The 20864-nt window shown below is 51.0% G+C and carries 14 protein-coding genes and 1 pseudogene; 2 read left to right on the forward strand and 13 right to left on the reverse strand.

The window, feature by feature from the left end:
- Positions 1-54: 54 nt before the first annotated feature.
- From pbpC to FJM74_RS09965, 5 genes are all read right to left on the reverse strand, one after another.
- Positions 55-2412 (reverse strand): penicillin-binding protein 1C, encoded by a 2358-nt coding sequence (pbpC, locus tag FJM74_RS09945; protein WP_317175548.1) that lies wholly within the window; start codon positions 2410-2412, stop codon positions 55-57.
- 665 nt (positions 2413-3077) lie between these two features.
- Positions 3078-3707: a carbonic anhydrase gene (locus FJM74_RS09950; RefSeq protein WP_187262452.1), complete on the reverse strand. Its 630-nt coding sequence runs from the start codon at positions 3705-3707 to the stop codon at positions 3078-3080.
- Positions 3708-4011: 304 nt separating this feature from the next.
- Entirely contained in the window at positions 4012-4539 is a 528-nt protein-coding gene (locus tag FJM74_RS09955; RefSeq protein ID WP_187262453.1) for a DUF4385 domain-containing protein, read from the reverse strand.
- 167 nt (positions 4540-4706) lie between these two features.
- Positions 4707-5093: a hypothetical protein gene (locus FJM74_RS09960; RefSeq protein ID WP_187262454.1), complete on the reverse strand. Its 387-nt coding sequence runs from the start codon at positions 5091-5093 to the stop codon at positions 4707-4709.
- 404 nt (positions 5094-5497) lie between these two features.
- Positions 5498-6046: an outer membrane beta-barrel protein gene (locus FJM74_RS09965; protein WP_187262455.1), complete on the reverse strand. Its 549-nt coding sequence runs from the start codon at positions 6044-6046 to the stop codon at positions 5498-5500.
- A 158-nt stretch (positions 6047-6204) separates the two neighbouring features.
- Between FJM74_RS09965 and FJM74_RS09970 the strand changes: the two are divergent.
- Positions 6205-6918, forward strand: a pseudogene (locus FJM74_RS09970) (3-keto-disaccharide hydrolase).
- Positions 6919-6980: 62 nt separating this feature from the next.
- On the opposite strand, the gene FJM74_RS09975 reads toward FJM74_RS09970, so the two are convergent.
- The 5 genes from FJM74_RS09975 to FJM74_RS09995 all read right to left on the reverse strand — a co-directional run bounded on the left by FJM74_RS09975 (position 6981) and on the right by FJM74_RS09995 (position 15806).
- The gene (locus FJM74_RS09975; RefSeq protein ID WP_187262456.1) at positions 6981-7529 is read right to left on the reverse strand and encodes an REP-associated tyrosine transposase; all 549 of its coding nucleotides are present in this window, start codon (positions 7527-7529) and stop codon (positions 6981-6983) included.
- A 361-nt stretch (positions 7530-7890) separates the two neighbouring features.
- Entirely contained in the window at positions 7891-8220 is a 330-nt protein-coding gene (locus FJM74_RS09980; RefSeq protein ID WP_187262457.1) for a hypothetical protein, read from the reverse strand.
- A 71-nt stretch (positions 8221-8291) separates the two neighbouring features.
- A complete protein-coding gene (locus FJM74_RS09985) occupies positions 8292-8954 on the reverse strand; it encodes a hypothetical protein (protein WP_187262458.1) in 663 nt (220 codons plus the stop codon).
- Between the two features lie 36 nt (positions 8955-8990).
- The gene (locus FJM74_RS09990) at positions 8991-14438 is read right to left on the reverse strand and encodes an alpha-2-macroglobulin family protein (RefSeq protein WP_187262459.1); all 5448 of its coding nucleotides are present in this window, start codon (positions 14436-14438) and stop codon (positions 8991-8993) included.
- A gap of 522 nt (positions 14439-14960) precedes the next feature.
- Positions 14961-15806: an MBL fold metallo-hydrolase gene (locus FJM74_RS09995; RefSeq protein ID WP_187262508.1), complete on the reverse strand. Its 846-nt coding sequence runs from the start codon at positions 15804-15806 to the stop codon at positions 14961-14963.
- Between the two features lie 363 nt (positions 15807-16169).
- Here FJM74_RS09995 and FJM74_RS10000 point away from each other — a divergent pair, with 363 nt between their 5' ends.
- Positions 16170-17183 carry a hypothetical protein gene (locus FJM74_RS10000; RefSeq protein WP_187262460.1) on the forward strand — a complete coding sequence of 338 codons (1014 nt, stop codon included), beginning with the start codon at positions 16170-16172 and terminating at the stop codon, positions 17181-17183.
- A gap of 56 nt (positions 17184-17239) precedes the next feature.
- On the opposite strand, the gene FJM74_RS10005 is transcribed toward FJM74_RS10000, so the two are convergent.
- From FJM74_RS10005 to FJM74_RS10015, 3 genes are all read right to left on the reverse strand, one after another.
- A complete protein-coding gene (locus FJM74_RS10005) occupies positions 17240-17998 on the reverse strand; it encodes a DUF2490 domain-containing protein (protein WP_187262461.1) in 759 nt (252 codons plus the stop codon).
- A gap of 88 nt (positions 17999-18086) precedes the next feature.
- The gene (locus tag FJM74_RS10010; protein ID WP_187262462.1) at positions 18087-18494 is read right to left on the reverse strand and encodes a response regulator; all 408 of its coding nucleotides are present in this window, start codon (positions 18492-18494) and stop codon (positions 18087-18089) included.
- A gap of 199 nt (positions 18495-18693) precedes the next feature.
- Positions 18694-20808, reverse strand: a complete 2115-nt coding sequence (locus tag FJM74_RS10015) for a PAS domain-containing sensor histidine kinase (RefSeq protein WP_241739051.1) — start codon at positions 20806-20808, stop codon at positions 18694-18696.
- Positions 20809-20864 lie beyond the last annotated feature (56 nt).

The following is a 20864-nucleotide window of genomic DNA, read 5'->3' on the forward strand; positions in this document are numbered from 1 at the left end:
TGCTAGCAAACTAAGCTCAATGCCTGCTGCCCATCTGCACAAGACCTCCTCCCTTCAGCGCCCGATAAACCGGACCAGCATGTAGCTGTCGGTATTGCGGCCCTGGTCGTCGGTACAGGAGATTTTGTAGCGGCCGGCTTTTTCGGGCTCGAAGAAAATTTTCTCGTTGGCGGCCCCGGCCTTCAGGAATTTGTCGTTGATGTACCAGTACAGCTGCTTAACCTCGTTGTGGGTGTTGGCGTGGAGCATGAGTTGCTGGTGTTCTTCCCACTCTAGTATGTATTCGGCCTCGTTAGTGGGTGAGGTGATGACAGGTGCGAATTCCTGGAAAATCCGGTTGCAAGCCGGGTTATGAGGCGGCAGCTGCTGGTATGGAATATGTTCCGAACCGAAAAACGTAACGATTTCCGGGGCATAGTTCGGGTACCATCGCTCTTCAAAACCACTTTCGGGTTGGCAGCTGGTGCAGTAAGCTATCTTGCCGTCGGCCGACACGGCTACGCGCTTCAGGTGGTTGCATTTGACTACGGCCGATCTGCCGGGTATATAGGTATCGGTGATGTGGCTGGTGCAGAAGCTGTTTAGGGGCTTGCCACTTTCCGTGCACACGCTGCGGAGGGCCAGGTCTTTAGGAGCCGTAAACCAGGTCTCGGGGCTATCGTAGTCTATCGCGTTGAAAATGTCGAACAGCAGGGGAGTAGCCGAGTCGGTGCCGTTGAGTTCCGGCACGCCTTCGCCCGAAAAATTGCCTACCCACACGCCCACTGTATATTTTTTGTTGTAGCCGATGCTCCAGGCATCTTTGCGGCCATAGGAAGTGCCGGTTTTCCAGGCTATTTTGGGAAGGCGGGCGCTGTTGTGCGCGTTGTGTGGCAGGTCCGGGCGTTTGAGCTGCGTCAGGATCTGGTTCACCATGTAGGCGGAAGCAGGCGAAACCAGCTGGGTTTGCACACGCAGGGTGTCGGTCTGCAGCCAGCGGACCGGCGCAAGGCGGCCCTGGTTCGCAAAGGCAGAGAACAGGTTTGTCAGCTCCTCCAGCCGCACGCCACAGCCTCCCAGAATCAGCGAGAGCCCCAGCTGGCTGCTCTCCTTGCGGACCTGCCCAAATCCGGCCTGCGACAGCTTCTGCACAAACTGATGCACCTGCAACTGGTCGAGCACCTTTACGGCAGGCACGTTGAGCGAGGTAGCCAGGGCTTGTTCTATGGTTATGTTGCCGCTGTAGGTGCCAAAGTAATTCTCGGGACGGTAGCCGGCGTAGTCGATAGGCACATCGCTGATAATGGTTTTGGGTGTGATCAGGCCACGGTCGAAGGCGGCGGCGTAGAGGTACGGCTTCAGGGTGCTGCCGGGCGAGCGAATGGCCCGCACGCCGTCTACCTGCCCGCCATGGGCGGCATCGGCAAAATCGGCGGAGCCCAGGTAGGCCTCCACGGCATGCGTCTGGTTGTTGAGTACCAGCACCGAGGTGTTGTGGATGTTTTTGTGCCGCAGCAGCTGCAGGTAGTTGTAGGCTAGTTTCTCCACCTTTTCCTGCACCTGCCGGTTAAGCGTGGTGTTGATGATGGCCTGGTCCTGGTAGAGCCGGTGCATGCGATAAGCAAAATGAGGTGCCACGCGCGGGGCACTCTGCCGGGTTGCCTCCAGCGGCTCCTGCAGCGCATCTTCAATCTCCTTGTCCGGAAAAGCCCTGGCCTGCCGGTAGTACCGGAGCCATTTGTTTCGGAACTGCACGATCCGGTGGTTCTGCACGCCAATTCGGAGCGAGGAAGGTTTGTTCGGGATTACAGCCAGTGTTACTGCCTGCGCCAGGCTCAGCTGCCCGGGCGACTGGTGGAAGTACAGCACCGAAGCCGCTTTTACGCCTTCTATGTTGCCACCAAACGGCACCAGGTTGAGATAGAGCAGCAGAATATCGTCTTTGCTGTAGTACCACTCCAGCTGCAGCGCCCGGAACAGTTCTGTCAGTTTATGCCAGTAGGTTCGTTTTTTGGGGTACAGCATCCGTGCCACCTGCATGGTAATGGTTGAGGCGCCGGACGTTGTTTTCCCGCGCAACGTGTTGTTAACAAAGGCCCGTACCAGTGCCACCGGATTCACGCCAGGGTGGTAGTAGAAGTAGCGATCTTCCTTCAGTAGCACCGCTTTTTTCAGGGTGGGGTTCACCTCATCTGCCTCCAGTTGCATCCGCCACTTATCATCGGGGCTCAGGAAGGCGTTGATCACGCTGCCATCTGAGGCTGTGATGACAGGGGAGTAGGCCAGCTGTACCCGGAGCGGAAAGAGCAGGTTGAGCGTGGCAAAGGCAAGGGTGCAGCAGAGCAGCAGCGCGAGCAGCGCCATGGCCACCCGCCTGCTCTTGTGAGGCAGGTGAGGTTCCTGGTAACGCTTCAGTTTTTGTAGCAGCTGCACTTCTCTGATTTAAAAGCTTTGTTCTCAGCAGGGCATCGCCTCCTGATTTAGGGCCAGGCGCATCCTGCCCGGACCAAGTACTAATTTATCAATTATTCTAATCAAATTGCCCCTCCGGAGAATTTTTTGAGGGAAGGGTGGCGGCTGTCGTGAACAGGAGTATGAGTCGTGTCTTTAGCAGCAGCAGGAATAGCCTCCGCAGGAGCGTTTTGATTAGCATAATTACCCCGATACCCGACAGGCTTACATTTTCCGGGCACTAAGCGCTACCCGGTACTCCCTGTGGGATAAAAGCAGCAGCCTTCTCAGAGGGTGGTTTTTGCCGGAATAATTCATACACTGCGCCCCTGTGCTGCGTTATCTTACCCCTGCAAAATAAATTTGAGAGCATCTCGATTAATAAAAAAGGGTTGGGGGCCTGGGAGGGAGAGTTGAGTTGTGATTTCCTTTTCAGCTTAAAATTTCCGGTTCAGCCCTTAAACAACCAGGTTGCTCCAAGGTAAATTGAAATCCAGAGTTGCTGGCACGAAAGGCTTAATTAATAGGCAGGAGCGGCACTTTTTACGAGAGAGAAGCCATGCCTCGGGGAAGCAGAGAAAGCAGGCCGGCGATCTGGCTGTAGAGCAGATCGCCGGCCGCCAGGCAGGGCAGTTTAGGCAAGGAGGTTAAGCCGGCAGTATGCCAAGCTCACGCCACTCTTCGAGCGGCAGCTCCAGTTCCTTGATCCGGCCCACCCGTATGTCGAGCACCCAGCCATGCACGCTGGGGTAGGAGCCTGCTCTGAACGCGCGCTGCATCACCGAGGTATTGCAAATATTCCGTACCTGGGCTACTACATTGAGCTCTGCCAGTTTGTTGATGCGGTCGTCTTCCTCCTCGATCGCATCTATCGCGGCTCGGTTCTGCAGGTATATTTCGCGGATGGGGTTCACCCAGCTTTCTACCACGCCGGTGGCACTGTCTTTGTAAGCTGCCGCCACACCACCGCAGAAGTAGTGGCCGCAGATAACGATATGCTGCACCTTCAGGGCCTCCACCGCATACTCCAGCACGGCCAGCAGGTTCATGTCGGTGAGCGAAACCTGGTTGGCGACGTTACGGTGTATAAAGAGCTCGCCAGGCTCGGTCTTGGTAAAGCTGTTGAGCGGCATCCGACTGTCGGAGCACCCTATAAACAGGAACGGAGGCTTCTGGCCCTTCGTCAGGTTATCGAAGTAGGTGGGGTCCTGCTTCAGTTTCTCTTCGGCCCATTCCAGGTTGTTCTGCAGCAGGTTTTTGTAGTTATGATAATGCATAGGCAAACGTTAGTGTTGGATAAATCTTTTTTTATAACCAGGAGCCACCTGTTTTATTTTAGCGGCTGTCATTTTTTTTTCGGGTTTACTGGTGCGGATCTTCTGGGAGGCAGGCCTGCGCTACTTCCTGCCTCTGCACTTTAAGGGGTCGGGCTGTACAAAGCTATAGACTGCAACTTACCTTCGGAAATTGAATTTGTACTGCGATTTGTTTCAGGACATAAGACACAAGATTATTTCATCATTAGTACAAATCAAATGGGAGTTCCGATAAGTGGTGGCGCTGTCTATACATGTCCGGCAATTATTTATAATACTGCTTTTTGAACTGCTCTTTTTGGCGTAAATAATCCGGGTGATCTTTTGCCCTGAACCAGTAGGTTTTAAATACGGCTGCCGCTTTGGCCTTTTCGTTGGTGAGGGCGTCTTCTTCCTGCCGACGAACAGGGTTTCCTTTGTGCTGGCTGCCGGCGGAGTAGGGGTAAGGCAGCGCAGCAGCATTGTCTTGTTCCCCGGTTTCGTACTTTTTGCCGCTCTTGTAGTTGGCGTACCGCCTGGCCCTGGTAAACCCCATTTGCAGGTATTTCCGGGCCATGTCGGCGCCTACAAAATCCTGTGCGGCCAGGTAGTTCTCAAACAGAGCATAAATTTTCTCCGCAGACTCTTTTGCGACAGCTTCAGTCTTAAATTTCCAGTGAGGCAGTATCTCCGACTTGTAAGGCTGCACCAGCAAAACACCCTGCTCCCCAACCCCGATCCGGTACAATTCCGGCTGCTTCCTGAAATCTACCGTGTTAAAGTCCAGGGAGTAGTTAAACGCGTTTTTCGACATGCTGGAATTATTTGAATGAAAATGCCCCTCCGGAGGTGTTTGCTTGCTGCTGCTCCTGCTGATACTACGGAAGGCAGATCTGTGCCGTTTAAGAGTCGATCTGTAGGAGGACTAAAATCAGGGAATGCATTGTGTTTGACCAAAAGTGGGTGCTCTCTAGAAATGATTCAGTCAATTTTTTCGTAGTGGTGGTCTCTTGCTTTATAGAGAACTATTCTGGGTGATCTGCCAAATAAGTTTCTCTCTATTGGAGCCTGAAAACTAGCAGTTCCGGCTTCATACGTATATTGTAGTCTTATTTCTGAGCCTTTGATTGAGCGTGTTAATTTATACGCCCCTGTTCCCCAATAACGACTGGAAAAGTGACCATCTTTAAAAAGAGTTAACGTGTCGGGTCCGTAGGGAATTTCAACCAGAAAAGGTGTGTAATCAAAATTCGTGTTTACATAAACCCCTGGTATCATTTCGGCTGTTAAGAAATTGTTGTAAAAATGCTTACATGAATAGAGCAGGAATGCAATTAATATAATCTTAACAAGTTTTCTTTTATTCATAATTTCCTCAAAACATAATTATCTATAGTTGTTAACTTACGCTGTTTGAAGCCTTTCGCGGGTGGATTGCAAGATTACAATAAAATTGAAGTCCTCGTCTTGCTAATGGCTGGTAGTTGTGCAGATTGAGGAAAGTGATACTGCTTACCGGCTGATTTGACTATCGTTTGAAAGGTCCAGCCGGTTTGTCCAAAACGGATTTTCTGCTGCTTTTTAAAAAGTTTAAAATCCTCCCCGCTGTTTGGAGTCGTGGTTAGCGAGGCTCCAAACAGCGAAGGTGATTAAGAGGTGATATAGTATAGCTGGTCCAGGAAAGCCTTAAGACTTGGTTCATTGTTTGTAACGGGTTTCGCTGCGCTTTTACTTAGGCCAGTGAGACCGCTTTGTTTATCTGTCTACCAGCCTTACTTAGCTGCTGAACCTGGCAGGTAGATCTGGAAACCAAAAGAAATACCTAGCTTGCTGCTACCCTGGTAATTTACAAGTACAGGATTTTCGTTGCTTCTGTAGTATAGCATTGCCTCCAACCCGATCTGGTTTGTCAGGAAATAGGCTGCACCTAGTCCCCCACCAAAAAAGTGGCTGTTATTTTTATTATCATATGCAAAACCCTCTCCTGTATACTTACTTCTCGCTGCTAAATACCCTCCGTTTGCTTCTACAAAAGGTCTAACAGGAAGCGATTCACCAATGTAGTACCTTAAGAATGGCTGAACACCAATGCCAGCATTTCTGAAATTATTCTGCTTCGAATAAAATAATAACAGGGAAGTTCCAGCTGCAAAATTGTCTGCTACAAAAAAGCCGAGGTTAGGCTGTGCAAGAACTGTGAAACCATCAGAGAGACCTATGTTACCAATTCCTCCAAGCATTTTAGATCCTTTTTCGGTTTGTGCCTGCACATTTACTGCAAGTGATGTAAGCAAAATTAGACTTAGAAATAATGTTTTCATTTACACTGTTTTTAGTTGAACTTTATTGTGCTATAAAAGTCTAATATAAATATATGAATATCTAATTTTTGTTGTTTTTAATTTTAGTAAGGTAATTGTAGTTGTCTATGCCGTTCAATAATGATAGCTTAGACCTGAGAGAAATAAAGTTGAGCATTATGCTGTACAGATTACTTCTTATTATACTAATAGCGGCATCTGGTTGTAAAATCAGCTCGCACACAGGCGACAAAGGTTTTAACCACATCTTCAACGGACAAAGCCTGGAGGGCTGGGAAGGCGATCCTGCTTACTGGCGGGTGGAAGATGGTGTGCTGGTAGGAGAGGTAACGTCTCAGACAATCCTCAAGCAAAATACTTTTCTGATTTGGCAGGGAGGCGAACCGGCAGACTTTGAGTTAAAGCTGGATTAGCGCATTTCTCCCAAAGGCAACAGCGGCGTGAACTACCGGAGCAGGCAAATTGATACACTGGCCTTTGCCCTTACAGGTTACCAGGCCGACATTGACGGCAAAGACAAATATAACCTCGGCTATCCCCGCCACACCGGCCAGAATTACGAAGAGCGGGGCCGGCAGTTCCTGGCCGTACGCGGACAAAAGGTGCAACTAGAAACAGGACAGCCACCTTTGGTGACCGATACCTTAGACCGGGCTGCCCTGCTTAAAAGCATCCACTACGACGATTGGAACGAGCTGCATATCGTGGCGAAAGGAAATAACCTGAAGCACTATATCAATGGCACCCTTATGGCTGAGGTAACAGACAACGACGCAGTACACAGAAGCATGCGTGGTAAAATTGGCGTACAGGTACACGCCGGGCCGCCGATGAAAGTGGAGTTTCGCCATATTCGGTTAAAGAAGCTGTAACAAATGCTGTAGTTGGGCTGAGTGTTCTGCGTTATACATGGCGTAACAGCGGGGAAAATGGCTTACAAGAACACTACTGTCAGTAGGCCTTTACCACCGGCATAATCGATGGCACTGGAGTACAGGTAATGTTCCGCTTCTGCGACCAGGCCAGCCGTGACGGGATTCTGGTGCAGGTAGTGCAGTTTCTCGTCTTTGAACTTGTTTGTCAGCAACTCAATCGGGTGGTTGTCGTGCCGCCAGAACTGGTGCCTGGTATTTTTGCCGTTCTTTTCACCAGCTGTTCGAAAGATCCATAGCATCCAATTTCGTCGACTCTCCTGGGTATTCTGCTCAATAGCTTTGAGGATCGACGAAGAGGTGAATTTTTTAAAATCCCGGATAATGTCTGACAAGGCAGAACCTTCCTGCGCTGAAGCTATCAGGTGCAAGTGGTTCGACATCAGGCACCAGCCATATAACAGCAGCCCCTTCTGTTTCTGACAATACTGCAGGCTCTCTACCACCAGGTCTGCATATTCTTTCCTAGTGAACACGTCCACCCACTCCACCACCGCAAACGTGATAAAGTATATGCCATTCTGGTTCCGGATCTGGTAGCCTGACTGCATTTGCTGTTGCCTTAGACGCCTTCATTTAACAAATTATTTGAACGGAAAAGCCCTTCGAAAAGATTTGTTGCTCCTGATGCTGCTGTTACTATTACAATTGTGTAAATAAGTAATTGATGATTAGGGTAAATAAGAAATCGCTGTTTGGAGTCTTTCGAAGGACGACTTCAAACTTTAAATGAAATTGGAAGTCTCCGACTTCCTGCTGGCGGTTGGCAATGCAGCTTGAGGAAAAGCTAAACTGGTTACCTGCTGATTTGACTGCTGTTCGAAAGGTTCATCCGATCTGTCCGGAACAGAGTTCCTGCTGATTCATTGGAAGTTTGGAGTCCCCCTGCGGAAGACTCCAAACAGCGGGAGATTAAAGATTATAAATTAATAGAGTAATAATTCCTAATATTACCAATATAGGAGATACAAATTGAGCTAGTGATTTGAATGACATTATCAACAATTGGTTTACTACCCACGCAAAGATAAATACTAGGATAATAGACCACCATGGATTTACAAATACTGAAGTGACAATAGCCCCCATAGTTATAAATCCACCTATAATAGTAAGTGCTCCATTTTTAGAAAAATACTTGCCAATTGGTAGCATTTTTCTGCTCGCTATAGTCTCATATGTCGACGCAATAAAACCACCTGATGCAATCACTCCTAAGATAAAAAGATTTAACCAGTTCATATTTTTATTTGAATTCTGCAATATTATCTTTAATTGCTATAAAACGAAGCCTAGAAGACTTCTTGGTAACATTATATATTTTTTCTGTTTATTTGATTATTTTTTAGTTTTCCCTTAAGTTCATTTACATCCATTTTTTGATTATTTTTCCACTCATCCAGAAGTATCTTGTCTTCATCTGGAATAGATTTAATTTCTATTCCCAAAATACTATATGCATCTCCTTCAAAGGCAAGTGAGCCTTTAACAAAATTTTCTACTTCAGAAATAAGAGTAAAAGCTCTTTGCATCACTTTAGATTCAAAGTTTATTTCCTCTTCCGTCATATAATAAGAATGAATATAAGTACTAAGTTTATGCTGCAGTTCTTTTGATTTTTTGTAGTTATAGCATTTTGCATCTACATTCAACACCTCACAAACAGATTCAAAAAAAAGCTGATATCTTTCTTTTAAACTACCTGTTTTTTGATTCATTCTTTCTATCCCATTTTTAGGTTTTGAATCTTCAATAATCTGGGCTCTTTCTTCAGGCTTAACACTTGCTAATATTAGTTTTAAATCTAGAAGCTCAAGTGTAATTCTAGCATCCAAGCATGCATATATTAGTGAGGATGAGTTTTTAAATTCTTTAGCTATTTCAAGAAGCTGTTCAATATGATATAGAAGATAGACTGGATCATTTTCTCTGATGTTCGGATGATAATTTCGGTAATTTATTCGATTGTCATTCATTTTTGTCTTTTTAATTAATAAACTTTTGAAATCCCACTACCTCACCCTCACAACCCCAGCCCCGCTATAGCTATGATACTCGGCATTGTACATAGCGTCTGCACCCACAGGCCCCATCTGGAAATCGCCTTTGTTTACGGCTCGGACCTGGTAGAAGAAGTGCTGCGGCTTTTCGCGGGCGGTGGCGTAGATGTTGATGCGGTCGTCGCGGATGTCGAGGTGGTCGGGGGTAGCGGGGTTCTGTTGCTGCAGCCACTTGAACTCCCGCTCGCCCATCAGGCGTGGGTTCTCGATCTCGAAGCCAGCCGGTAGAAGGTCGGTTATGGCCACGTTTGGTATGTTGCGGCTGTCCAGCGACTGCAGCGTGAGTCGCACGATCACCAAGTCGTTTTGGGCAAAGGTGTTGTTCGTGATGGGGCGGCCATTGCGGTCGTAGAAGGTTTTGCGCACCTGCAGGAAATTGTCTTCTTCTTTGTAGCGGCCACTCTGGCTAATGCCCTCCATCTCCCAGAAATAATACAAACTGCCCGAGCCACCGCTGCGCACCGAAAGCGCTCCGGCGTTCAGCTTGTCAGTTAGCAGCAAGTCTTTGCCGCTGTAGCTGGCAATGCTTTTGCCGTTCTGCACCAGCTGCGCCGTCGGGTTGCCGCTGCTGCGCCGCGAGAGTTTGCCCAGGGCCAGCAAGGCGAAAGCCCGTTCCTGTGTGTTGTACCACTTACTCGTCGCCAGTTCCTGCGATACGTGCCGTGCCAGCGTGGCTACCTGCTGGTGATCCGGGTCGGCTTCCAGCAGCGCGTTCAGGGCCATGGCCATGTTGCGGAGCGGAGAGCTGAAGCTGCCGCTGAGGGTACGCACCGCTGTTTCGCCTGTGAAGGAGCGGGGGAGGGTTTGGTTGAAGTTCTCGCGGCGACCATTCACGGCGTAGGTGTTGGCCAGCAGGTAGCGCGAGTCGAGCGCAAGCTGTTCCGGTTTCGCTTTAAAATAGTTCATCGTGGACCAGTCGGGTTTGCCGGCCAGGCTGAGGACGTAGAGGGAATAGGCAATTTCGCGGGGCGCCACGTACTTGCTTTTCAGCTCCTGCTGCGCGTTGTAGTAGCGGTATTCTTCCAGGGCGCGGCCTTTCACCAGCTTTTGCAGGTAAGCAAGCGCCTTGTCCTGCACCTCCTTGTTTACCGGCTGCCCCGCTTTGCGCGCCTCCAGCAGAAAATGGGTGGCGTAGGCGCTTGTAAACCAATCGGAGCCGTGAGCGGAGCCGGGCCAGTAGCTGAAGCCACCATCATATTGCTGCATCCCTTCTATTTTAGTAATAGCCTCCTGAATCAGGTAATTCGGGTTGTAGTGGCGGCTCTTCTTATCCTGGTTCAGCGAGCGGGCCAGGTCGGCGAAGTACAGCAGCGGGAAAGCTGTGGAAATAGTCTGTTCCAGGCAGCCATGCGGGTACTGCAGCAGGTAGGTAATGTCATCGCTAAACTGTGCCAGCGGCGAGTTGCTCACCAACACCTTCGACGAAACCGAAGCCGGCATAAAGTCATGTGTCGGGTTGATGTCGGCCACGGCGCCGTCTTTCAGTGAGCCGGCGCCTGTTATTTGCTGTAGCGGAGCGGCCGGACGAACGCTCAGCTCGGTTTTGCTGCTGAACTGCTCACCCAGCGCCTTTACCTGTACCGTTACTGAAGCGGCACCAATGCCGGAACTCGCTACCAGCTTATACAGCACCTGCGCCTCCGAATTAGGTTTTAAGGTAGCCGATTGTGTCGCCTCGCCCACCAGTCGCAATGGGCCGGTTACCGCCAGGGAGCTGCTGGCAGTGCTGCTTTTAGCGGTGGTGTTCGTCAGCGTTACCGGCACCAGCACCGTATCGCGCGGGCTCAGGAAACGGGGAAGTGCCGTACTGATCACCACCGGGTCGGCAATGCGCATGGTTTTCTCTGCCGAACCGAAAGCATTGTCCTTGTAAGCCACCGCCATCACGCGCAGCGCCCCCGAAAATTCCGGAATGTTCACGTTTAGGGTAGCTTCGCCACTTCTATCTGCTTTCAAAATGCCGCTCCACACCGATACCAGTTTCACTCTTTTCGTGGTGAGCGGATTCACTCGTTTTGCGAGATCAAACCCATCGCCGCCAAAGCTCGACTTGCCGTTGCCCAGCTCCGGGAACAGGAAGGGGTAGAGGTCGTAGGCCTGCACCTCCAGTGCGCGTTTCTGGTAAAAGAAGCTATGCGGATCAGGCGTTTTGGTGTCTTTTATTTGCAGAATGCCTTCATCTACCACAGCCACGGTTACCTCGGCACCAGGGGCTGTCTGCACCTTTACCTGCTGCACCCGTTGCGAGCGCGAGGCCTCCGGTGCCGAAATAGCAACATTCAGTTTCGTACTTTTCTTCGTCACCGCTACCGGTTTAAAGCCGCGGGCAATGGTGAGGGGCAGACTATTGTCTTTTACTTCGCGCAGGGCGGTGGCGGTAATGTACACGGTTGGAAGGTGTTCGTCTTTTATGGGAATAGAAACGGAGGCTGCCTTCTTATCCGTTTGCACATAAAAATGACTCAGCACTTTGTTCTGCTCCACCGTTACCAGAATCTTCCCTGCAAAAGGCGATTTCAGCAGCACGTGGGCTTCTTCGCCTACTTCATAAGATTCTTTGTCGAGGGCTATGTCTACTTCGCCTTCGTTGTTTACTTCAAAAGAAGTGCTTTCGGTGTCGCCGTAGCCATAGGCATAGAACTCCTGCGCCACATAGTTCTGTGCGCCCGGCCGCATCACGCGTACCTCGTAGGAGCCGGAGCGGGTGGGGGTAAAGCTGTACACAGCGCCGGCGGCAGGCACCGTAATGGTTTTGGTCTGGATGATGTTTTCGCGGCGTTGCGATTTATAGTTGTAGGCATCGAAGTGCCGCTCAATAACCGATTCGTAGGTGTAGCGCACCAGTTGCACCTGTGCCTGCGCCGTAGCCAGTGGTTTGCCAGCTACATCTAGGGCCAGTACTTGGATGCGCAGCGGCTGTCGGGTGCTTACATAGCGGTCAAAATTGCGGATCCCGTAAAAAGTGTTCTGGGTGTTTACCACAAATTTAGCCAATCGGTTCACAGGCCGGCCCGTCTCGTCGAACACCGTGGTGAAAAGGGAGCCGTCCAGTACACCAATATCTTCGTAATCCGACAGCTCAAAAGTTTCCTTGCCTTCGCCGTTCTCATTTGTTTGACCTTGTCGCACACTTGTTTGTATGTCTACTGATCCGGCTGTTACCACCTCAAAATTATAGTCTGGGTAACGTTTGGCCTCGAACGATTTCTTCTTTAGGCTCAGCTGCACCTCGTATTTCCGGTCAGCTGCCGGTAGTCCGAAAAAGTTCTGCGCCACCAGCTGCGTTTCCACGGTTTCACCTGCTTTGTAAGCGGTTTTATTTAAGGTGGTGGTCACTTTCAGGCGGTCGGGCATAAATTCTTCCACGCCCAGTTTTTTGGAGTTCAGCAGCACATCGTTACCGGAGTAAACTTCCAGTGTGTAGGTTCCGGTTACCGCAGCTGTGGGTAAGGTAAAGCTGGTTTCGGCAGCGCCCTGTTTGTTGAGTTTAGCTCTCACGCTGCGGAACTCTTTGCCGTTGGGCAGGAGCAGCTTCAGTTTCAGGGGAAGGCCGGCAGCATTTTGCCAGCTGGGTGTGCGTACTACCGTGTTCACGTGCATCACGTCGCCGGGGCGGTACAACTCGCGGTCGCCGTAAATAAAGGCATCGTAGTTTATTTCTGCTAAGCGCTTGCCACCTACTTCGAAGCGGGAAGTGTTTACGAGTGTTTCGCGGTAGGGCATGTAGGTGTAGTCGTGGCCGGAGCGGGCGGTGATGAGGCCGATCTTAAAGTCAGGCGCTGCCTTGGCCATGTCGGAGAAGCGGGCAATACCTTCTTTATCGGTGTTGGCTTTGTGCACGACCTGGTTGTTGGTGCTGATAAACCGGATCTCGACACCAGCCAGGGGCGTTGCCTCGCGTATGGAGTTGGCGAACACCAGCACCTCGTCTTTGCCCTGCTTCGCCAGCAGCCCGATGTCCGAAACCGAAATAACTTTGGAATCGCTGAGCCAGTTCTTCTCCGTGCTCTTCACTGACAGCACATACAAGCCCTTAAACTCGCTGTCGAAATCAAGATTGTCGAGGTTCAGGTTGAGCAGGTAGGCGTTGCCTTGGCGGCGGAGGTTTTTGGTGTCATATTCCCGTTCAAAAATGGTTTTCCCGTTGGTTTCGTTTACCATGTAATTCGAGTTCTCGAAGTATTCTTCTGATTCCTGGTCGTAGTGGCCATCCCACGTCTGCCCATCCTGCAGGTAACGCAGAATATTGTTTTCAAACACTTTGGCAATGCTCACCTTTATGCGCGGCACCTGCACAATGCTCAGGGCCATGTTGCGGTAACCGCTGCTGCTCAGGTAAATACTTTTCTTGTTCTCAAAGGAAATACCCGGTCGCAACGAGGCAAAGGAAAACGGATGGCTGTAGTCCTGCTCCAGCATAATGCCGCCCACGGCTTTGAGGAACTTCGATACTTTCAGGGTATAGTTGTTGCCTTGCGGCATATTGCCCCGCAGCACAAACCCGCCTTCCTGCGGCTCCGCCACAAAATCCACCTTCGGCTCCAGCGATACCATTTTCTGCAGGTTGTCGCCTGTTACGGGCAGGGTGGTGGTTACAAAAACAATCTCCTGGTTGTTCTCCACGAAGGTGGTTACTTCAGTAATCTGCAGGGCCTGCCGGGTTGGTATGAGCACGTTCTGCTCCAGCGGCTTTGGTGTCTGGTAGCTGGTGCCGGCGGTGGTGAGGCCGGGAGCAATCTGGAGCCGGACCTGGGTGGCCTCCTCCTTCAGGTGCTCGGTGCCTTTTATCCGGATGCCGATCTCGTCAGACTGGTTGCTGGCCAGCACCTCTACCGGCAGCTCGGTGGAGCCTGCAAAAAAATGGATGCGCTTGCTGAGCTCGCCTGGGTTCACGAGGTAGTTGAACTTCAGGTTTACGCGTGCCTCCAGCTGCCCCAGCTCTTCGGCCTGCGCCCAATAGGCCCGCGCTTCCGCCAGGTCGAGGTAGGGCGTATGGAACCGGATCGACTGATCCTCCGGAATTTTATATTTCTCCTGGGTGTGCGCCAGCAGGTGCTGCGTTAATTCGGCCTGGAAATCGGTGCTCGGGGCGAAGGGCTGGAGTGGCGAAAACACCAGCTCGTTTACCGCCGTCCATTTAAAGCGTCCCTTTACAGCCGGGTTAAATTTGATGTAAGGCAGCGTGTCCCACTTTTGCAGTTGTTTCTCGGTAACCAGCTGCTTATCGAAAGTGAACACCAGGTTCTGCTCCTGCGCAATCTCCTGGCCGAAGTTTCGGCGCTCCAGGCCCAGTTCGTTGCTTTTGGTGCCGCAGGCGGCCATGAGCAGCAGCAGGAATAGAAAAAGCGCCGGCAGCATGGCTAGCCGCTGGTGTATAGGAGGAAATGCAAGCGGTTTCATAGTAGTATCGACAAGTGGATGTATGCTTACCTAAACTTACAAATTCTTTGCTGTAGTATTTGAACATTGGAATCTGAATTATGAAAATTTCCGGCATGCCTGCGTTAGCTGCACAATCGGCAACTTAACCGGGAGGGCCTGCGCCGCAGCAGCAGAAAGGGGCTCAGGAGGGGCGTTTTGATTAGAATAATTCTGGTATTGGGCTAATAGCGCTTCGCTAAATTAAAAATTGGAAAGTCAAAATTAGAAATTATATCAGATATGCTTGCTGATAGCGTAACAAGCATTAATTCTTTCTGAGAATCAAATTGGAGAAGCACTAGGCACAGCGGCATTGGTTAAATTAGCACAGCCATACTTATGCTGCCTGTTCTAAAATTCTAAAAATTTAAGGGGTAAGGGGGGAGTTGAAAACCCGGGCAAAAAAGTCTTGCGTCTTGTGTCTATTTCAGCAGCAGAGGCTCTGGAGGGCTGTTTTGATTAGAATAATCTGCTTAGGGAAAATTTTGCGTCGGACAGGATTTAAAACAGCGAAAGCTGAGTGGGAACATTCGTAGCAGGTGCCGCCGGCCGGGCAATGGGTGGAGTGGCTGCAAAGCCAGCATTTCGGATGGTGTACACGGGAGTCTCCTCGTATCGGGAGGCCACCACTATTTCGGTTCCGCTGGCGTTGGCCGTAAAAAGCTCCTGCACCAGTTCCGGGCAGTTGTTCTCTTTGGAAAGGTGGCCCAGCAGCAGGTGGCTCATAAAGGCGGGCTTGTAACCGGTGAAAAGCGTGAGCGCCTGCTTGTTAGACAAATGCCCTTTGTTGCTGCTGATGCGCCGCTTCAGGTGGTAGGGGTAGTGGCCGTTCTGCAGCATGGTTTCGCAGTAATTTGCTTCCAGGATGGCGGCATGGCATTGCTGGAAGTGCCTGATGACGTGGTCGCAGGGAGCGCCGATATCGGTGAACACGCCTACCTTCACCTCCCGGTAGCTAACGGTAAAACTGTGCGGGTCTGCAGCATCATGAAACTTGGGGAAAGCGGTAATGCTCAATTCCCCAACCTGCACCGGTTCGTAGGCGCTGAACGGAATGGTCTGAACATGGCTTAAACTGAGTCGGGAAAACCGCTCCGTGTCGTGGGTAATATATACCGGCAGGCGATATTTCTTTGCCAGCACCTCAATGCCCCGGATGTGGTCGGAGTGCTCATGCGACACAAAGATGGCTTTTACTTTGCTCATGCTAAGCCCGAGCCGTGTCATGCGGCGCTCGGTTTCGCGGCACGATATGCCTGCGTCCACTAAAACAGCCTCCTGCGCATTGCCAACATAGTAGCAATTTCCGTTACTCCCCGAGTTTAGTGATGTAAGGTACAATTCCATAGAGCCTGCAAAGTAACCGGTTTTTGAGGTCATATTCAACCTGATGCAGCAGCTTTTCCGATAAGTTAGCCTGGCAACCCTATCAAAGAAAGCCTGTATTCTTCCAGGCCATTACAGCCTTACCCGATTACTACAAGTAGTTGCAGGCATTAAGTTCATGGCTAGTTCCAAAAAAAGCCATCACGGCCGTAGCCGGCGTTAACTTTCAATGCCTGGGCCTGGCGAATTTCTTTTTTAACTCGAAATAACACTTGTGCCTGAAACAAATGGCGCAGGAGCCGTACAAGTAGTCTATATCAAAACAAGTTCTCCATAATCCATACTCATTTTATTACCCACCCCCCCTTTATAACTCCAAGTAATATGAAAACAACCTTTAATGCAACCCTGGCTACAGCTGTGGCCTGCCTGGCACTTGTTAGCTGTAAGCAGCAAGAAGAAGAGCTGTCGCCCTCCGCCTCGCTGGAAATTTCGAACCAGTCTGACCTGGTCGGCTACGACCCTACCACCTGCAACCTGATCCAGTCGTTTGGTTCAGGAGAGCTGCCCCGGGCAATAGATGTAGTGGATGAGAACGGAGCGATTATGATTGTAAAAGCCCAGAAACGAGGAAAAAACGGCAAGTACCTGAAAGAAACCCCGGCCCTGTTGCTCGACCCGCAGGACCCGGCAACCGAGCTGCTTAACCCTTTCGATACGCAGATGGCAGGCGTGAACGGCCTGCTGACAATTGGCGACGAGGCAGGCCTGGCCGCCAACCAGCGTGGCGGCCGTATCGTCCTGGATTTTTCGCCGGTTCGGTCTGTAACGATGAAAACGCTGGTCGTGGCCGATATTGAGAAATCTGAGGCAGGCTCTAAAGTAGCGCTCTACAGCAGCACCGGCCAGCTGCTGGATGAACAGCAACTCCCTGTTACAGGAGCCAAAGGCATCGGGTTTGTAACCTTCGACAACATACCAGGCGTTGCCAAAATGATCGTAACCTTCGGCAATGAGCGCAAGCAAGCTGGTTCAGGAGCCATCGCCCGCCTGCAGCTTTGCATAGAGGGCGCAGGGGAAGATGAGTTCTGCTTCCAGAATATCAGAACTATCTGGGTGCAATATACTGGTTCCAACCCGGCCAATGTAACTGTCAAGGCTCAGCAGGGCAAATCCTCGAAGGTTATTTTCTCTCAGAAAGGCATGAAACCAGGCACCCTGTTCCGGCTCGAAAATGCCGAAGGTTTTGGCGATGCTCTGCTCCTCGAAACCCAAAGGAAGGATGCCGAAACGGTAAGCATGGCCTGTAACGGGCCAACCAGCCTAAAACGGCAGTATGGAAACTTTAAGCTGGTGGAGGTAAGAAGCCAGACAGATTACCCCTTGCTGCTCCAGTAGCAGGACAGCAACTGCCTGCATTGCTGCTGCTGCTGAAGCGACAGTGCAGGCAGTTGCTATTTTCTTGAAAAATCGAGGTTATAAAACAACGACACCTGCAGGGTATGGTTGTGCTCAAACACCACACCGCTTGGCTTTTGCACAATCTGGTTCAGGTAACCTAGCTCTACCGAACCGGCATCGTTTAGTTTGTAGCCGAGGGCGGCATACAAGCGGTTCTGATCAAATATATTGCGCTGCACATTTTCACCGAAACCTACAAAAATCTCATCATAGGCAGCCAGAAAGAATTCTTTGGCATCTAAGGTTGGGCCGGACAGGGGCAGCACTGCTTTGAGCAGGTAGCGTGACCGGTTCAGGTAAGTATAGGCATCGGTGCCGGCGGCCTGCACCCAGCGCTGCTCCTGGCGGTAGCGATGGGTGAGCCCTATACGGCCAAGGTTCCCTTTTAGCTGTAATTGCTGGTAAATACGCTGCTCCGGGAAAATATCGGCAGCCGGAAATCCGCCATACGGATATGTTTCGATAAAGCCATACCCGAGCGTTATCATGGCGTTGGCGGTGAGGTTATAGTTAATGCCAGTCCGGATCAGCAGCTGCTGCGGATCTTTCAGGATGTTGTGCCTGCGGAGCTGTATTTCAGTATGTGCGCCCCATTTTTCAGAGATCTTATGATCGCCGAAATACATGTACCAGCCATTGCTGTTGTAATCTTTTATGCGTTCAGACTGCGCTGCAGCACTAAAAGGTAAAAATAAGCCGGGCACGCCCAACAGTACCCACACAAGCAAAACAAGTAGTCTGTTTAATTTCATAGGCGCAAAATGCCCCATAATCTTTTAAACTACAACTTCTATTTTTGCCAGTTTATTTGTATTTACGCCCTGTGCCCAGGCCGGCCAGCTAGTTAAAATGCCTGTCCAGCAACTCCTCCAGCATCTTGCCCGTGAGGGGCTTGTTCAGAAAGTCCTGCACCCCGGCCTCTCTCACCTGTTTCTCATCGCGTGGGTTGAGCGAGGTGGTAAGCACAGCAATCACGACCGCCTTCTTTCCGGGGAAGTCCAGTTCGTTAAAGGCCCTCAGAAACCCAAAGCCATCCATTACCGGCATGTTGATGTCTAGCAGGATCAGTTCTGGCAGGCGGGCGTCAGCAGCGCCACTCCCCCGGCTCCTGATCAGCTCGATGGCTTCTTTGCCGTTACGGGCCGTGAGCAGTTCCTCTGCCAGGCCTGCCCGCTTGATGACTAAGGTGCTGATGAAGTTGGTGGCCTCATCATCATCAACTAATAAAACGGAGTTGAGCTTATTCATTTTTTCCGGTTTAAGTAGCAACAGTATCCTCTTAATAGGACAAACGAAGGCGCCAGCCTTTTATTAGAAACTGGTCTCAGGCCTGGCTGTCAGGTACAGAAAGTGCTCCTTGTTTTATTCTTAGGGAGGCTAATGCTTGTAAGCCTGCCGGCAAGCCATGTAGCCGCCGCAACCAGCACAGTAAAACAACAGGTAGGCCTCAATGTTTGATACAAACTTTAAAGGTAGACCCTGCTCCCAGTTTACTCTCTACTTCTATGTGGCCGCCGGCATTCTCCACAATGCGCTTTACGATATACAGCCCAATGCCAGAGCCTTCCACATGGTCGTGCAGCCGTTTAAACATAGAGAACATCTTCTCTTTTTCGGCAGGATTTATACCCAGGCCGTTGTCGGTTACTGTCAGCAGGGTATACTCCGGCAGCTTTTCTGTTGAAATCCTGATGTGAAGGCGGCGTTCGGGTGAACGGTACTTCAAGGCATTGCTCAACAAATTGTAAACGATGCTCCTGAGATTCTTGGAAGAAAACCTGACAGTAGAATTTGGTGCAAGATCCAGCTCTATCCGGGCCTCCGACTCTACGATCAGCGACTCAAAATCGAGCTGCACTTCGGCAATTATTTCTGCCAGGTCTATCTGCTTTATGTCTTCGCCAGCTTCGCGCTGAATTTTTGCCACCTCTGTCAGGTCGGTTACAGCTTTTTTAAACCGATCTATGGAGTTCTCGATGAGGCTGATCAGCCGCTGCACCACTTCCGACGCCAGTGTTTCGACAGGCAGGTATTCTACAAGCACCTTCATGAGGCCTTCGATATTCGAGATTGGTGCCTTGAGGTCGTGAGAGGCAGAGTACACAAAATTATCGAGGTCGGCGTTAATGGCCAGGAGTTCCCTGTTCATCGATTCGATCTCCTTCCGGGCCTCTACCTGCTCGTTTATGTCGATGGCCACTGCGATCACCCCTGTTATGTTTCCGTGTGAGTCCCGCTTAGGATGGTATACAAAATTGAGGTACACCACCTCGAGCCTGCCGTTGCGCTCCAGCACCACCGGCAGTTCATGGGCCACATAGGGCTCCCCGGTGGTGAGCACCCCTTCCAGCAGTTTCATGATGCCCTGGCTGGCTACTTCGGGCAAAGCCTCCGTCACCGGCTTGCCGAGCACCTCCTCCGGTTTCCGCCCCCAGATAGCGCAGATGCCCGGGTTAGCCAGGTCAACAATAAAGTCTCTGCCCCGCACAATGGTAATGCCCACCGGGGCCTGCTGAAACACCTCCTGCAGGTAAGCCTGTTGCCAGGCAAGCTCCTCCCTGGCCTGCACATTGGTAATGGTGGTGGCAATCTGGTTGGCAAGCAGTTCCTGGAAACGCCTGTAATCGGTATTATACTCCAGCCAAGTACTAATCCCCGCTATAAAAAAACCCAGCAATTCCTCCTGGCCAGGCTTGAAAACAGGCAGGATGGCCAGTTGATATACTTCCGGGCTGTCAACGCCCTCTGCCGCGGCTGTTAATCCTTTGGGCAGGTCGGCCACTACCACGCGTTTTGTGTGCAGCACCTCCTGCAGTGGCCACAGGGCATCGGGTTGGGTGAGATCTATCTCGACAGGCATGTCTGGCGGCACCATGCTGCCGGCTTTCCCTGTGAGCGTTGCTGCTGTGCCTTCGCCATGGAGCAGGTAAATCAGGCTGAAGGGAATGTCGTCGGCATTGTCGTTCAGGAAATCGCAGGCCGATTGGCACGCCTGCGGCAGCGTCTGGTTCTGGGAAGAGGTATCTGAGATGTCTTTGAGGGTTTTTAACCGTCGCTGCCCCAGTATGGTGGTGGTGAGCTCGTAGCAGGCACAGAACACTCCGCTTACCTGACCCGCATCGTTATAGGCCGGGCTGTAGGAGAAGGTCCAGTAGGTTTCCTCCGGAAACCCTTTCCGCTCCAGCACCATTCTTAACCCCTCGGCGTTGTACGCCTCTCCACCGTCCAGAATTTCCTGTACAATTCCTTTCAGACCTTCCCAGACCTCGGCCCACACTACCCTGGCCGAAACCCCTAACGCCTGCGGGTGCTTTTTGCCCAGGGCGGGCAGGTAAGCTTCGTTGTGGAAACAGTACAGGTCTTCGGACCACCAGACGAACATCGGAAAGCCGGAATTCAGAATCAGCCGGATGGTAGTTTTAAGGCTGTTGGGCCAGTCGGCCGGGTCGCCAAGCGGATGTTCATGCCAGGGGTGGTTCCGCATCAGCGCACCCATAGTGCCTCCTCCCCGGAAAAAATCCAATGGGTCGCTATTCGTTTCCTTGCTGTTTGTCTGAGGCATCGATAGAGGAACTAGTATTAATAAAGTACATTCTTAAAGCAGATTTACACCTGATC

It is taken from the genome of Pontibacter beigongshangensis (assembly GCF_014332515.1).
GTDB lineage: Bacteria > Bacteroidota > Bacteroidia > Cytophagales > Hymenobacteraceae > Pontibacter > Pontibacter beigongshangensis.